The organism is Paenibacillus sp. N22P23 (assembly GCF_059383735.1).
Genome location: NZ_JBXENT010000001.1, coordinates 267,676 through 283,809, shown reverse-complemented (window position 1 = coordinate 283,809; position 16,134 = coordinate 267,676). Strand labels below are relative to the sequence as shown.

The following is a 16,134-nucleotide window of genomic DNA, read 5'->3' as shown; positions in this document are numbered from 1 at the left end:
ATTAGTCCTGATAGCTCTGCATTTCAGCCGATAAACTGGTTCAGCCTGTTACGTACACGAGCTTCTCCCATAACATGCATCATATCGTACAGTTCCGGCGTCATTCTTCTGCCCGTCAGAGCGACTCTAAGAATCATCGCAACGTCACCGACATGCCCTGGGTACTGTTCCGGGTTCTTCTTGTACGTTTTGGCATCCTTGGCGAAGCCGAGCTGCTCCCCGATAGCCTTCACTTTACCGAACCAGCTGTCCCGGTCATCTTGCAAATCAAGCGTATGCGTGTATTCACGGACGATCTGCTTCGCCAGCTCCGACGGAATTGAGGCAGGCAGCGCATCGTAGCCCGCTGCTACCGATTTGTTGAACGATTCATCGAAATAGTACGCGTATAATTCCTTCACGTCCGACCACTTGGCAATATCCTTCCGCGGCTTCTCCACCTCGCGGCCAATATGGAAGATGGCCGTTGCATATTCGCGATTGGCAAGAAGCGTTGCTTCCAGCTCCGTATCGTACGCCGCCGCCCATGCCGCTGTGTGCTCGAATACTTCATCTGCTGTTAGCCGGGCTATCGCATCCTTGCTAATGTCATTGAGCTTATTCATATCAAACAGCGCGCCGCTCACGTTCATCTTGTTCATGTCGATCATGAATTCCGTATATGGCGCTTCCGGCTGGCTCATCCGCCACTCTTCATAATTGGAATTAATGAGCGTCATCAAGTACTCCGTCATTGATATTCCTGGAAAACCAACCTGCTGGTAATAGCGCGCAGCCGCATCCGGATCTTTACGTTTGCTGAATTTGCGCTTCGAGGCACCGTCCATCTTCATCAGTGGAGCGAGGTGACCGTATTCCGGTCTGCGAAAGCCAAGCATGTCGAATAGCTGCAGATGAACCGGAATTGAAGCAAGCCAATCATCACCTCGAATCACGTGCGTGGTACCCATCAAACAATCGTCCACCGCATGCGCGAAATGGTAGGTCGGAATACCATCGGACTTCATAATTACGATGTCCTGATCATTCTCCGGCATTTCGATCTCGCCTTTGATCAGATCATTGTACTTGATTCTTCGATCAGGGGATCCCGGCGATTTCAGCCGGATGACGAACGGCTTTCCCTTCGCCAGCTCCGCTTCAACCTGCTCCGGCGTCAGATTACGGTGAATGGCCCATTCGCCATAATAGCCCGGGTTGAGCTTGGCTGCTAGCTGTTTATCGCGGATTTGCTGCAGCTCATCCGCATCGCAGAAGCAAGGATAGGCTAAACCTCGCGCGATTAGATCTTTAATAAAGACATGGTAAAGGCTCACTCGATCGGTTTGCTTATATGGACCGTATTCCCCTGCTTCTTCGCCAGCCACGGTCGGACCTTCATCCGGATAAATACCGCAATACCTGAACGCCTGAAGAAAATCGCCGATGCTGCCTTCCACTTCCCGTTTCGTATCGGTATCCTCAATTCGCAAATAGAAGACGCCGCCGCTCTGATGCGCAAGCCTTTCGGAAATTAGCGAAGCATAGACGCCGCCAATCGTAAGAAATCCGGTCGGACTCGGCCCGAACCGAGTCACCATGGCTCCTTCCTTCACTTGTCTCGCGGGGTAACTGCCCAGAACGTCCTCCGGCAGCCTCTTAATGGCAGGGAATAAACGATGTGCGAGCACGGTTTGATTCATAATCGTTCCTTCTTTCTCCTCAGAATTTTAAACCGCATAACGGTCAGACCATAAAAAAAAGCCCTTCATCCTCAAAACAACAAGGACGAAAGGCATCGCTTCCGTGGTACCACCTTGATTGGGTCAACCGACCCGCTCATAGATGCAGCATTAAACTACGGCATCTCTTCTATAACGGGAAGACCCGCCAGACTTACTCCATCTTTCAGTCTGATGCTCCGAGGCTTCTTTCTTCAAGCTCGAATACCCTCTTCCACCACCATGCAGGGCTCTCTGCAATTCGAATGCTTGCTTACTCTTCCTCATCAATCGCGTTTTTCGAATATATAAGGATACGTTAGCACACTGGCTGATCCAGCGTCAAGAATAGATGCGCCCGATTCAACCTCTTCAACGTAAGTTCCGTATGTTACCATAATAGGTGATTACAGTATAATATAATCATATAAACTATTCATGACTAACTACGACTGGGATGGTGGGGGCAATGGGATTCGGTTGGCGTAAAAGCTATTCAATTATTCCTGGCGTTCGGTTAAATGCAAGTCACACTGGGCTTGGACTCAGCTTTGGGGTCAAAGGGCTCCGTCATAGTATTCATTCCAGCGGCCGCCGGACGACGACTGCCAGTATTCCCGGATCAGGATTATACTACCAGCATAACCATAGTTCAGGTTCGCGTCGGTCGTATCAAGGTCAGGCTTATCAGCGTAAAGCCGACCTTGACCGTCTACTGCGTGAGCAAGCCAGATCTGAAGAGCTTCAGCATAATCAGCTCCAAGTCGAAGCCTACGAAAACAAGCTGCAGCTAATCTCATCGATACATAAAGAGTGTGACGAGCATGTCAATTGGCAGGTTATCTCAACTACGCCTCCTCCGTTTCCTAAGGGAGACATGGGGCAAAAGGAGAAAGAAGCACATGCTGCACTCGAAGCGTTCCGACCATCGTTCATGTCCCGTCTATTAAATAATGACGAAGCCAAGAAAGCACAGCTTACCGAGCAAATCGAAGTCGCACGCCGGGAAGATTTGGATGATTATAACGCGTGGGAAAGTATGGTCAAGCTTGCCTTTAAGATCATGAAAGGTGAACCTGAAGCTTTATTCGTGGTGCTTGAGCAATTTGCGCCTCTGGATGATTTGGTTGAATTCGGAAGCGGGTTCGAGATCATCTCAGAGAGACCGTATGAGCTTGCCGTTGATTTCAACGTCCATCTGGATACATCCATTCCCAAACAAGCACTCACTCTCACTAAGACCGGTAAAGTATCGACGAAAGATATGCCCAAAAGTCAGTATTACGACCTGCAGCAGGAGTATGTGTGCAGCTGTATTCTGCGGATTGCACGGGATTTGTTTGCCCTCCTCCCACTCAACCAAGTCGTTATTCATGCCCTGGATGAACGTCTGAATACAGCAACGGGCCATGCGGAAATTGTCCCTCTAGTAGCGGTAAAGATCCCGCGCTCAGCTATGAATGGAATCAACTTCGACGCCGTTGATTGTTCAGATGCCATCAGCCAGATGGATCACCAAATGAAGTTCAAGAAAACAGCAGGCTTTGAACCCGTTAACCGTTTATCCTCATAGAAATCTGAAGCAAGCCGGCAGCTTATGCTGCATACAAAAAGAACCTTCATCTCCAGACCATGGACTTGAAGGTTCTTTTTGTATAACCCAGCTCTGCTAATTTCGTGTCGGAATAAATTGCTGCACCCAGCTGCCGAAGCCTTTTGCATTGCGAGTCTGAATGAGCACGACACCTTCGCCTCTGAAACGGCAAACGGCAACTTCACCTGACGTGAAAGTGTTTAACCAACCTTTTGCAGCCTTCTCGATTGTATAATTCATATAGTTTGGCCAAGCGACAAGATGCTGATTGTCGATAATGATTTCCTCGTTCACACCTAAATTAATGGCATGGATTGCACCAAAGGATGAAATGAACACCGTGCCTTTACCCCTGATTTCCAGGATAAAGAAACCTTCGCCCGAGAAGAGACCTCTTGTTAGATTTTGCATTTTGGTCGCTACCTCAATGCCCATTGTGGCAGCGAGGAATCCGTCCTTTTGGACCATCAGTGTATACGAGCCATCGAGTTCAACGGCTTGAACATCGCCGACTGAGCTAGGAGCCAGCAGCACCTCGCCCGGTCCATTGTTTGCACTCAGCTCCTGGAAGAAGAATTTCTCCCCGCTGAGCATTCGGCCAAAACCACGAAGAAGCCCCCCATCCATCGTCCCTTTCAGTTCTAGGTTCGGACTCATGGACACCATTGCATTCATTTCCGCTTTAATCGCTTCACCACGCTCAAGCTTTACTTTTACGATAGGGAACGTATTGTCATACAGGATTTCATGTTTCACGTGAGGACATCCACCCTTCAATTTATTGATCTATTATCCGATATAAGAGATATAACTCTATTTACGGTGGTGAGCTTCTAAATGAAAGTCAATCAGAAACGCAGGACAAAACTTGTCTTTGGCATACTATTAGCAGTTAATGCACTTATCCTGCTCACCATGTTGCCTGAATCCTAAATTCATGCTCTCAAAACCTTTTCCGGTCTCCGCCAAAATCGAATTCTGTCAGGCCTCCTACTTTTTCTCTTGCCTCTTTGTAGATCCTCACTAGACTTTGCATCTTATCAAACTCATGATCACCAGGTCCAAAGTCTTCCATAAACATTTGTTTGAGAATTTCACCGAATACATGGATTTTATCATCCAATCGTGTTATCTCCATATCAATGATATCGGTAACGGAATGTTGATCAATTAGCTCCTGAATATCGGAAGATGGACCGCCAGACTCATGCTCTCGTCCGTTATAATGAGGCTCATTATGTATGGAATCCAGGTCAATTGATGTTCGAATACTCGACATCATAATATTTTCTTTCGCCAGCATAATCTGAAACTCTTTGTTTCGGATCAGATCAGCGATTACATTCCGACATAACTCTCGGTTACTAAGTAGAATGCCATCAAACGGATGAACGGTCCAGACGCCATTCTTCAAGAATAAGTTTAAGATAAACTTTTCACTTCCGTATACATATTCAATATTAATGTTGGTGTCACTTAACACTTCAAAAGAAAAATCTATCAACTCTTCTCCCCCTAGCAACCAGTGTTAGTATCATTCTAACAGAACGCATTTCTGCCTGTACCGTTTATGAGGAAAATAAAAAAAGCCCCAAAAGGGGCTCACTCAGGCGATGCGATATCAGTTATTTAATTGTGACACGGCTTCTGCCTTCTCGTTACTTGCAACTATGATGAGTACGATTAAAAAGACTCCCAGAAGGATCTCACCAATCACAACTCTCATCCCCTCTTCATTCATTTCCACTATGTGTATGAACGAATCGTCTATTCTATGAATAGTATGGTCAAGTTACATAGTCGTTATACGGAATGTATTAGCTTTCCAAACCAAGACGTTTGGTTATCTGTGTATTGATTGCCGTCAATTTAGGTGTAAGTTCATTGCATGATGTTATGATATCACGATTAGATTTTTCACTCAGATCCAGTGCTGCCATCAGGTCGGAGAGAGCCTGATTAACCGATTCCAAGGACATAGAAGGTTTCTTCAATAGCTCGGCCGACTTCTCTGTAGTCGTTCTGAGCATTTCGGCATTCCGCTTAAACTGCTCCTCAATGGTGCTGTTTACTTTCTCTACTGCGTCTGCCACCCGCATTTGATCCTCTAAGGCCATAGTGATCATAGCGCTTACTGTGATCAAATTCGCCGCTTTGTAGATTGAATTGTCTACGGCATCAATCAACTTATCATTTCCGTCGTTTACAATATCCGTTGCAGCAATGGCTTGATTAAACAGCATGATATCCTCGGTCATCGATTGAATGCGAGTAACCACTTTGCGCAAGCCGCGTTCCAGGTACGTTTTCCGACTCTCATTTTCCGGTTTGGCAATTTCCACTTCAAAGAGCTCACGCAGTTTGGAACCCATGGCAATCTTATATTGGAGTTGATAAATTTCTTCGAGCGAACTGCGTTTCAAAGTACGCATGCTGATGATATTTTCTTCCAGTGTATCCTTGCCATCTCGTAAACCGGTAACAATCGCATCGATATTGGTCTTTACGCTTTGATATTTATAAATATAGTTCTTCAATGGTGATTTGCGAATTAACTTGCCAATAAATCCAACATTTTTACTTTGCTCCAGCGACTCACATTGGTTGCGTAAATCCAAAATCAAGTTGGATACCTGCTTCGATTTTCCAGTCATCAACTCGTTTACGGGCCGTTCAAGCATCTTGAGTGTTTGACCCGCCTTTTCTTGCGCCTTCGAGCCGAATTTTCCTACCTCATCCATTAAGGCATCTAAGGCTACCGTATCTGCTTGCGCAACCTTCTGGATGATCGCTGACGCTTCTTGGACGACTGATTGTTCATCGGCTTCCTTCAATGGAACGACTTGCATGGACATGCGTATCCGATCCTCTCTCATTATGATTAATTGGCGTACCTTTGGTGGAGCACTTCTGCGCGGGTTTGTAATTCCATTAAATCCTTGTGTTCGATCGTTGCCACAATATCATTGATCTTCTTATTAACATCACGCAGGCCCGTCAAGAGAAGCCTCCGGTTCTTCACTTTCAGATCTCCACTGAGCCGAAGGAACGGATTAATAACTCCATTCAGTTCCTTCAACACGAGACGATTGAGCACATGGGCAACTTCACCATTGTCACGCAGATCACTCAGCAATGGGATCACCTTCTCTACGCGAAGGAACAAGGAACATGCTTTCTCCACGATTTCATTATCCAAGTTGTTTTTCTGCCCTTCAGAGATGACCATCTCTTCAAGAACGGATAGATACGCCAGTGCCGGTTTAAAGGCTGGATCAATACCCGCTTTGACCACTTCCTTAGCCTGATCGCTCTCATTCGTTTGCCGCGTCTGCGTCTGCGGCTGCGGTGCTGGTATCACTGCCGGTGGTTCTGTGGTGGATGGAGCCTTCATTCGCTGTTTGGTTCGGATGAACAGCCCTGCGCATAATCCGGCTAGAGGGAATAGCAAAATAACGTATGTCGGCAAAAAGAGGCTGCCTGCCAGCCCAATTACATAACCTGCTAAGGATCCAATAACCGGTCGAATCATCATCATGTCATTCACCTCCACCTAATATCTGTCTTTGATCTTGGTTTTATAGTAGATTTCCCATGCCTTATTGTCAATTAAATAAGGTCACTTCGTATAGTAAAGCCCCCGCCACATTTTGGCAGGGGCTATCCTTAGCCTCTTATACTAGCGTTGCAGCTGCTGTAACATCCGTCATGATCATCGGCTTCTCTAAGTGACTGGCCAGTACATCATATTGCGGGTTTTGGCGTTCAACCGTCCCGCCAAGCGCCATTTTCACAGCCAAGTAGGGATAATTAATACCCGTGAGGCAAGTGACATGTAGACCGCCGGACATTCTTGGATTGATCTCAAGAAGCTTAGGCACACCGTCTTTATATTTCATTTGAATGTTGAAGTTATAAGGGATTTTGTACGTATCCGCAACCTTCTGTGCGATCTCCAGCAGCTCCGGAACGTCTTCCATCAAGCGAAGTCTGCCCCCTACCTTCCGCCGCGGAACCGCTGCAAGCAGATTACCTGCTGGATCAGCTAAGCAATCGATGCTGTATTCAAGTCCGTCCAGAAGCTCCATGACCATTAAATCATCAAAGGACTCGACGCTTGCAAGCAGCTGATATACCTCATCGAAGGTTACGAACGGGTTAATGGAACCATACAGATCCTTTAATCGATCCCGCTTGTCGTCTATGATACGGAATCCCATACCGCCCTCCGAATTGGTCGGTTTCAGACATACTTGATGCCCTTTGGCGATCAAATCGTGATAAGCTTCCTTAAACTCCGAGGCGGTTCGTACGACATGATAGTCAGGGATGACCATTATACCGATAGGTTTAACGGCTTGATAGAATAAGTCCTTCTCCATTAGCTTCTCAAGCAGGTCCGCATTGGAACAAACAACGACCTTTGTTCCAATCGCTTCGAACCGGCTCACGTTTTTCGCGATATGAAGCATCTTCAGACGTGGAACAAACACATCAATTTGGTGACGACGGCAGAAATCCAAGCAATACTCGACATACTCATCGCCGTCCAATACCGGCTCTACCTCAGCATGATCACAAATTTGCAAAGACATATGCATCGGGTCCGGATGCGTGCCATACAAAATGACTTCAAGTCCATCCGGATTGTTCTTAATATGATTCATATAATGATAAGCGACTGAGAACCAGCGATTAAACCACACTCTTGCGATATTCTTCAACAGAATCCACCTCTTTAGTTTGATTGGGTTAAGCCAACTCGTGCATCTTTGCATAATGAATGGACATATTCTACGATCTCGTCGGCAGCCAAAGCACCTGTTCGGTTGGTGAAAGTAAATGGCATCGAGCCGGTATTTCTCATTTCCTCACGGAATAGTTCGCCATGCTTAGGTGCAATGGGGTGTGTGGCTAGGTCCAGCAAGCTGCGATCCAATAAGGAGTCGCCGGAAGATACGATAATCTCCGTTCCGATCAATTGCTGAATGTGGGACATGGCTGCGCCCTTACTAACCGATCGCGGCACCATGTAAATTTTTCTACCTTGTACGGACATTTCCCAGCCCAGCTGCCTGATTTGATTGCCCAAATCCTCAACTTCATCTACTGGCATCTTCTCGCGGTTTACGAGGATAGAGAAGAATAGCTCATCACAGAAACGTTCGTCATAAATCCATTCATCATGACGAATCTGTCCGAACAGCTCCATAATCTGAGCAGAGGAAGCTGATTGATGAAGGATTGTTTGCTGTATTTGCAAATTCCACTCGATGTCTTGCACACCATTAACAAGAATATTACCGCCATTGCTCGTAATGGCATATGTTGGACGTATTCTTTCCGAGAATAATTCAATCCGGTTATATTGCTCCATCGTCCGAGTGGTTACCGGAACAAATTCGATATCCTGAACAAGTTGCTCAAGAAGGGTTAGCGCCTTTATAGATATGAAGGATCTCACTACACCGTCAATCGTTTCCGCAGGCGTAAGCAGAGGAGAGTCTAACTCCAATCCGGCCGATCGCGTGGAGTAGATAAGCGTCTGATCCAAATCACTTGCGTAAATCAATCTGACTCCCCCTTTAAAGGCTTGATAATACCGCAGCAGGAGTAGCTGAGGCCGGGATATACTTCTACTGGCACCTTACGATCGTTCGCTAACATCATAATGTGACGTAGATTGGGATTATCCAGACGATCCACGAGTATTTTCCAAGGCACTCTGCGAAGCAGTACTCTACTGGTCTCACCTACGCCTGGCTTTACTAAATTAACGTCGACGATACCGAATTCTTCTTGAATCGCTTGAATATCACGCATCCCCTGCCAAGTCATTTGCCCCGGATGTAGACGCGCTTGTTCCAATTCCTTATCGATCTTTGACAGAATCACCGGAAAGTAATTGGCCACGGTTTCGATAAAGTGATTGGATAAATCGTCCTCCAACCATTCCTTATAAAATTTCGCACCATGAAAATCATCCGGACCAATGAGATCATCACGAAGGATCGTTCTCGATACTAATCCTGAAACGATGGAGTTTAAACATGCGCTTGGTATGAGGTAATCCTCTCTGGTTCCATAGGTTTCAGAACAATAGGCAGGATCCGCCAGAACGGCCAAATCATCATTCAGCTTCACGCCGTATTTGATTTCAAAATCTTGACATGCACGTATGAGCACTTTGCGAATAGCACCTTTGCCTGTCCATCCATCGATGAATTGCAATTGAGTATCTGCTCCATGCTGCTGCAGCATGTATTTGAGCGCATTCTCGTCAATGCCCTTCCCGCGTATAATCGAGATACTATAGTGTGGAAGGTCGATCTGATACCGATACGAGAGATATCGCTTAATGAGGATACCGATCGGTGTTCCCGCTCTCGCCAGTGATACCAACACGGTATTACGGCCGCGCTTTGCCAGAATCATCTCCGCTACAACACCGGCAGCAATGGCAACTCGCTCTGCTGAATCTGTAAGCGTGTCATGAAATAATTGAATGTACTCCGGCTCCGGTCGATATTCAATCGGCAGCATTTCAGAATAGTGAGTGCCCGATTGAATCGCTTCTTCACGATCTGCTGTACCGATCTCGAGCTGAATATCATTCAAATTTTTAAGCAAAAAGATGACATCTTTGGGGTCGTAGCTTCCGATCCGTTCGGGATGAGGAATGATGGCATGAATCTTCGGTCCGCATACAACAACATGGATGACTTTGAACCCTTTGCAGCAGAATACATCAAGCATCGGCTGTACATGCGATATAGGCAGGTCTCTCTCCAAGAAGAGAAAGAGATCGTCATATTGGCCAACTTCGATGTTATAGCTGTAATTGATAACTCCGCCATCATCAGGTGACACGAATGAAGCACCGTGCGATATGGCATAATCTGGCGCACTAACGGCATGGATCGGACTGCGGGTCGTGGAATGATAGGATACATTCCGGCCCATTTCAGCGGATATTCGCATCGGTACATACATAAATTCACCAGTACCGAGACATAGCGTATTCTCTCCGATACGCTTCGCCATCAACTGAACTGCAGCAGCTTTGATGCCGCGATCAGTATTGCAATTGTCCACTTCATTAATGCCAAAGCGGCCCGTACCTTGTAAGTAAGGAGCCGTGTTGACGAATCCTTGGCTGTTAAGAGACGCGTCACCAGATTGTTCAAATAAATCCCCGAGGTACGTGAACTCAACTTTGGTTGCTTCACTTGTGCTGAGAGGAGCCTCTTCTCTCGAAACAGTTACGATGGGTTCTCCATGAACCTCAATAGTCCCTTTGATTAACGACAATACTTCGATCTTAATACCGAGCTCATTCTCGAGCTGTTGATACCGCAATTCATCCTCAGGCGTTCTCCAATCCAGTAGAGAAGCAACGATATAGGTAGAGCGAGGATATTTGGATTGAATATCACGAATAATGTTGAGTGCCGTCTTGCCTGTTGTAATCTCATCATCTACTAATACAACCGTTTCAGTTCCTTGAATGACAGAGGGATCGAGCGCATAACAGCGATGCGATACGGCATGAGAATGTTCCTCGTCAAAATTAATCAGGGAGGTTAGCCCAGGGATGGTTTCCCGCGTTGTATGGATATACGTGCAGCCCTCTTGGACAACCGTGTACATGCTGTGCCCTAATGCGGTGGCTGTTTCGGCGAACCCAATGAACTTAACCGGCTCGGATAATTTGACCTTGCTATCAACGATTTTCTGATAAGCTTGTCGGGCTTGCTCAGCGGAAGACAATCCCTCCATCGTTTCCGTCAGCAGATCCTGAAGGTGGTCGTTGCCAAGCTTCTTGGCCAGCAGTAAAGACAGTGCTGCACCGCTTAACATCGAAATATGGGGATCTACCGGAATATGCTTACCTAGTACCTTACTTACGAATAGAAATGCCCTCTTCTTATTCATTCTTGCTGCCATTGAGAATAAAGTCTCGAGCGAAAATTGGAAAGGGTTGTCTTTGACAGTGACCGAGACAGAAAGATCCCCAAGTATATTAAACGTATGCCGGCTCGGACTCTGGCAATAAGGAGATATAATGATGTTGTTCATGTAACACCCCGTATATGATTGATCGTGCTAAAATTCGGCTTGCCCAGTTCGTATGAGGTTTTATCTCGTTCATCTTATTGGCATATTCGCTCTTAAAAACACCTAATGATCCATTGTTATTGGACATTATCGTCATCGCATCGATATATTCTTCGTGCCTCACCGCAAAAAGCGTTTGAACCGGAATGATATGGGTGGGATGGATAATCGTCTTCCCAACAATCCCGTTTTCTTTATCCATAATGACCTCACGTATGAGTCCATCTACATAGTTGGTGATGATATCCATTCGAACTCTTCGCCCGGTGCGCCCAAGCGACTCCTCAAACGGGGTTTGTCTCAATTGGGGCTTCAGTACTCTTTCTCGACTGGAGAAATACTCCCAAACCGGTCCTGAAATCACATACGCGGAGTCCACCCGACCGAAAATATTAATGATGTCTGCAATACAATCCCGAATAGGAACGATGTCATAGATAGTCATGTCAGGGCTTCTTCGTAAACCAAACAAACTGGAGAAGTCAGTTGCCCCAATTCGGACGTTCAAGACATACTCCTTATGCTCATCCAGAATTTTCTTAATGTTCAGAAGTGTTTCCGTTCTTGTTTCCTTATAAATGACCGACGCCGATTCCAAAATCGGAAGACCGTAAAGCGTTGGTGCAGATGAAGATTTCGTTCGATTGTACGTAGAAATGACTTCAAAGTAGGCACATCCGTTGTCAGGTGTGAACTTAGGAAATACAAACCCGGTTATCAGCGTAATGTTCTCATCCAACTGATTAATAACACGCTTTAATTGCTCTACATTGCGAACGCGAACAAAAAGCAGAGGTACATTGCTGCTTAATAGTAAGCCGCTGTGAATGTAAGATGCGAGTTTAAGCACCTGCTTAAACAAAGACTCTTCCGCGATATCCACTTGATCGTCACCAATAGCATCCTCTAAATCTAAGACCATTGTAGTCAGGCCTTTGTTTTTTTGGCTAATGATATCATCTGCAATCGTCGGACGCGTTGCAGGACAATAGAGCGCCGCTCCGATCGCATGCGCAAGCAAATCTTTATCCGTGTAGTTGTTAAAGGATGTCGGGGTTTCGAAGAATAATCGCTTCTCTTCTTCTTTCGTTAAATAATTAAAGTACCGCAACTGTCTTCCTCCTTTCGATCTATGCGACCATGGATGTAAAAAGTTTTACTGCTGTCAGAGGTAAAAATGAATCCCTCCTTAACACACGGGAGGGATTCATGGTTGGGATTACACCTAGCTAGAGCTCCGATTCTTCTTGTTGTATGCATATACATGTTTGAAAGAGCTAACTAGGTGAGTTTAATTAAACGGATTTGGATTGAGAATTAGCTGTTTTACGAGTAGCACTTAAGATGATTGTTCCGACAAAGACGGCGATCAGTAGGCCGAAGAACACGAAATGAGATACGTGGAAACCGAATGCACCGGCAATCATTTTCACACCAATGATAATAATTAAGATGAATGCTGCCTTCTCAAGTTCAGGGTATTTCTCAATCAAGCGAAGGAATAGTTGAGCAACTCCGCGCATCATGAGTACGCCCAAGATACCGCCTAAGAACAGTACCCACACTTGATCGCTGACACCAAATGCTGCTAGAACACTATCAATACTAAATGCAATATCCATCAATTCGACTGCGATAACTGTACGCCAGAAGCCAAGGCCTTTATTGTCAACTTCGCCATCTTCACTATCTGCTTTCTTACCGATATATGGAATGAGCGACACATTGCCGATCTTCGCAAACTTCACTTCCAGATCGAAGAGATTGCTAAGCGCGATCCAGAGCAGATAGACACCGCCGGCCACTTTGATCCAAGTGATCTGCACCAGATAGACACCGACTCCGATTGCAATAAATCGGAAGATGTAGGCACCAAGAAGACCGTAGAACAAGGCTTTCTTCTGCTGTGCTTTAGGCAGGTGACGAACCATAACCGCCAGTACGAGAGCGTTATCTGCTGACAAAAGTCCTTCTAGAATAATGAGCGTAAAGATGAAGCCCCAGCTCGTTGGATCGGATAGGACGGACGATAAATTGTCCCAATTAAAAAAGTTTGAAAAGTTGTCCAGCATGCTTGCAAAAAAATCAACCATTAACGCTTGCCTCCATATGATTCTATTTATTTAGATCCTGCAACCCAGCGTAATCCCCAATTATAAGCTTTATCTATTTCTTTATGTCCTGCAAAATGACGGACGATTCGCTCTATACTAAAGGTTTCATCCTTGTGGTTCTCAATCAATGCGATCGCACACATGCGTAAATTATTATCGAACTCGTCTAATCGCACGATAATATCCGGACCGCCATTTTGTTTCAGGGTTACGACACCGTCGGCTTCGGACCAGCGAGAAACCCCTTCATAGATGAAGGTGAACACAAGGATTCGTTTAAACTCCGTAAGTTTGCTTCCGTTAATCCGGATGTTTTCTCCGGTTTTGACAGAGCCTGTCCGATCGTCGCCGTCAAGAACGATATAGGGTTCACGCGTCTGCGAGCCGAACGATTCTCCGAGTGCCTGAATGATCCCTTTCTTGCCGTTCTTCAATTCATAGAGACAGGCAAGATCTAGGTCAGTGCCTGAGCTTTTGCCCCAGAATCCGCTCTTCTTCGTTTGCTGATTCCAGTTCAGATTGATTAGAATTTCTCCGAGTCCGCCGCTCTTCTTCTCTAAGTTGATCTTATCGCCTTTCTTTTTGAGCTCAATCTTCGAAAGGTTCAAATTTATTGGCGGTGTATTAATAGGTAGTGGTGTTTGCGTTGGAGTTGGTTTCGGCTGCGGTATTGGTGCTGCAGATTTCTCCTGGATAGGGGGAGCCGGTTGTGCAGGCGTCGCTGTATCCTGCGTCTCGATTCCGTAGGAAGCGCATAACGCATTCAGACCTCCGGAGTAACCGGCACCAATCGCATTAAACTTCCAATCACCGTTGTATCTATATAATTCTCCTATAACAATAGCTGTTTCTACGGAGAAATTGTTTCCTAATTCATAACGGAGAACTTCTTGCCCCGTTGTCTCATTCACGATTCGGATATATGCACCGCTAACTTGGCTGAAGTTTTGGCGTCTGCTTTCTCCTTCGTAAATCGTAAGCGTAAACGCGATTTTCTCAACCTGAGTCAAGGTTTGGTTTAGATTAATTTTGAGCTGTCTCTCATTTGTTCCGACCTCGGAATAAGAGATGAAAGAGTTACTTGGATTGCCATAAAATATTAAATCACTATCTCCTCTAACTTTGCCGTTTTGTGCAAGCAAAAAAGCGGAACTATCGAGTTCAACTTGCGATTGCGCATTCCACCCAATGAATACTTTATAGTTGGATGCACCGGGATTCCCCTTCGTTATATCAGCTTTTTGTCCTTTGACCACAGAAACGGACATCTTCGACCACCCTTTTTTTTCAATTTATGTAAGGTAGAGGCGACGGTTCTCGTATCCATCACCATATCCGAGATTATACGAATTACGAAAGACCGTAGTTCTTCACCAATGCGCCTAAGCCCCCAGAGAAGCCGCTTCCGATCGCTTGGAACTTCCAGTCACTTTCATGACGATAGAATTCACAGAATACGACGGCCGTTTCTGTGGAGAAGTCTTCTCCAAGGTCATAGCGAAGAACCTCGTTACTGTTCGCTTCGTTAACAACACGAACGAAAGCACTTGAAACTTGTCCAAAGTTTTGGCTGCGGCTATCTGCATCATGAATCGTTACAGTTATCCCAACGCGCGAAATTTGACTCGGTACTTTGCTGAAATCGATAACGATTTGTTCATCATCGCCATCACCTTCACCTGTCCGGTTGTCACCTGTATGATGAACAGCACCATCATAAGCTTTCAAATTGTTATAGAATACGAAATCAGCCTCACTCTTAGCTTTCCCGTCCTGATGAAGCAAGAATGCAGAAGTATCTAAGTCGAAATCTTTGCCGCCGCTATACCTATTCGTGTCCCAACCTAGGCCAACAATTACCTTAGTAAGTCCTGGATTGGTTTTTGTCAGGTCGATACGCTGTCCTTTAGAAAGATTGATACTCATTGTTCTCACTCCACCTCTTAATTTGATAGTAAAGGCCGCAATGAAGCGGCCCTCTCATTAAAAGTTCAAGCACTGCGTAACCCTTAAGCTAAACCGTAATCGCGCGCAAGACCAGCCAATCCGTCTTTGTATCCGCTGCCGATTGCAGAGAATTTCCATTCGCCGCTATGACGGTACAATTCACCAACTACTACGCCTGTCTCGATAGAAAAATCTTCTCCAAGATCGAAGCGAATGAGTTCCTCGCCACTGCCTTCATTAAGGATTCTTGCATAGCCGTTGGAAACTTGTCCGAAGTTTTGGTTGCGATCAGCCGCTTCGTGGATCGTGATTGTGAATGCAATTTTTTCAATCGTTGCAGGTACAGCTGCGAGATCGATTTTGATTTGCTCATCATCGCCATCGCCTGCACCTGAGCGATTATCGCCTGTATGCACAACAGAACCATTCTCGTTCTGAGGATTGTTGTAGAAAACAAAGTTCTTCTCATTCTCGACTTTGCCTGCTCCGTTCGCACAGAATACGGAAACGTCAAGGTCAAACTGGCCGCCGCCATCGTATTTATTCGTGTCCCAACCCAGACCTACAAGGATTTTGGAGAGACCCGGATTTGTCTTAGTAAGATCAACTTTTTGACCTTTAGAAAGATTAATAGCCATTTGATGATTCCCTCGCTTTTAAG

At 45.8% G+C, this 16,134-nt stretch carries 14 protein-coding genes, 1 pseudogene and 1 other annotated feature; of the genes and pseudogenes, 1 reads left to right on the top strand and 14 read right to left on the bottom strand.

The genetic code is table 11. The features are described from left to right. Positions 1–23: 23 nt before the first annotated feature. On the bottom strand, positions 24–1,682 hold the full coding sequence (gene gltX / locus AC506A_RS01330) for a glutamate--tRNA ligase (RefSeq protein WP_495459213.1): 1,659 nt from the start codon (positions 1,680–1,682) through the stop codon (positions 24–26). A 78-nt stretch (positions 1,683–1,760) separates the two neighbouring features. After that, positions 1,761–2,001, bottom strand: a binding site (T-box leader). 168 nt (positions 2,002–2,169) lie between these two features. Here gltX and AC506A_RS01325 point away from each other — a divergent pair. Next, complete coding sequence (locus tag AC506A_RS01325; protein ID WP_495459212.1) at positions 2,170–3,273, top strand: DUF4236 domain-containing protein; 1,104 nt, start codon at positions 2,170–2,172, stop codon at positions 3,271–3,273. A 96-nt stretch (positions 3,274–3,369) separates the two neighbouring features. Here the strand turns inward: AC506A_RS01325 and AC506A_RS01320 are convergent, their stop codons facing one another. From AC506A_RS01320 to AC506A_RS01260, 13 genes and pseudogenes are all read right to left on the bottom strand, one after another. After that, positions 3,370–4,050, bottom strand: a complete 681-nt coding sequence (locus AC506A_RS01320; RefSeq protein WP_495459211.1) for a TIGR00266 family protein — start codon at positions 4,048–4,050, stop codon at positions 3,370–3,372. 187 nt (positions 4,051–4,237) lie between these two features. Beyond that, positions 4,238–4,798, bottom strand: coding sequence for a hypothetical protein (locus AC506A_RS01315; protein ID WP_495459210.1), 561 nt, complete (start codon positions 4,796–4,798; stop codon positions 4,238–4,240). A gap of 313 nt (positions 4,799–5,111) precedes the next feature. Then, on the bottom strand, positions 5,112–6,149 hold the full coding sequence (locus AC506A_RS01310; protein ID WP_495459209.1) for a toxic anion resistance protein: 1,038 nt from the start codon (positions 6,147–6,149) through the stop codon (positions 5,112–5,114). Positions 6,150–6,175: 26 nt separating this feature from the next. Further along, a complete protein-coding gene (locus AC506A_RS01305) occupies positions 6,176–6,832 on the bottom strand; it encodes a hypothetical protein (RefSeq protein ID WP_495459208.1) in 657 nt (218 codons plus the stop codon). Between the two features lie 136 nt (positions 6,833–6,968). After that, entirely contained in the window at positions 6,969–8,018 is a 1,050-nt protein-coding gene (locus AC506A_RS01300; protein WP_495459207.1) for an ATP-grasp domain-containing protein, read from the bottom strand. A 14-nt stretch (positions 8,019–8,032) separates the two neighbouring features. Next, on the bottom strand, positions 8,033–8,866 hold the full coding sequence (locus tag AC506A_RS01295; protein WP_495459206.1) for an HAD family hydrolase: 834 nt from the start codon (positions 8,864–8,866) through the stop codon (positions 8,033–8,035). Continuing rightward, entirely contained in the window at positions 8,863–10,014 is a 1,152-nt protein-coding gene (locus AC506A_RS01290) for a cysteine protease StiP family protein (RefSeq protein ID WP_495460937.1), read from the bottom strand. The genes AC506A_RS01295 and AC506A_RS01290 overlap by 4 nt, the downstream gene beginning before the upstream one ends. A 36-nt stretch (positions 10,015–10,050) precedes the next feature. Beyond that, a pseudogene (locus tag AC506A_RS01285) lies at positions 10,051–11,241 on the bottom strand (phosphoribosyltransferase family protein); the annotation flags it as partial. A 76-nt stretch (positions 11,242–11,317) separates the two neighbouring features. Next, positions 11,318–12,523 (bottom strand): HpcH/HpaI aldolase/citrate lyase family protein, encoded by a 1,206-nt coding sequence (locus AC506A_RS01280; RefSeq protein ID WP_495459205.1) that lies wholly within the window; start codon positions 12,521–12,523, stop codon positions 11,318–11,320. 184 nt (positions 12,524–12,707) lie between these two features. After that, positions 12,708–13,505 (bottom strand): TerC family protein, encoded by a 798-nt coding sequence (locus AC506A_RS01275; RefSeq protein ID WP_495459204.1) that lies wholly within the window; start codon positions 13,503–13,505, stop codon positions 12,708–12,710. A gap of 26 nt (positions 13,506–13,531) precedes the next feature. Continuing rightward, positions 13,532–14,794 carry a TerD family protein gene (locus AC506A_RS01270; protein WP_495459203.1) on the bottom strand — a complete coding sequence of 421 codons (1,263 nt, stop codon included), beginning with the start codon at positions 14,792–14,794 and terminating at the stop codon, positions 13,532–13,534. 82 nt (positions 14,795–14,876) lie between these two features. Continuing rightward, a complete protein-coding gene (locus AC506A_RS01265) occupies positions 14,877–15,452 on the bottom strand; it encodes a TerD family protein (protein WP_495459202.1) in 576 nt (191 codons plus the stop codon). A gap of 83 nt (positions 15,453–15,535) precedes the next feature. Next, complete coding sequence (locus AC506A_RS01260; protein WP_495459201.1) at positions 15,536–16,111, bottom strand: TerD family protein; 576 nt, start codon at positions 16,109–16,111, stop codon at positions 15,536–15,538. Positions 16,112–16,134 lie beyond the last annotated feature (23 nt).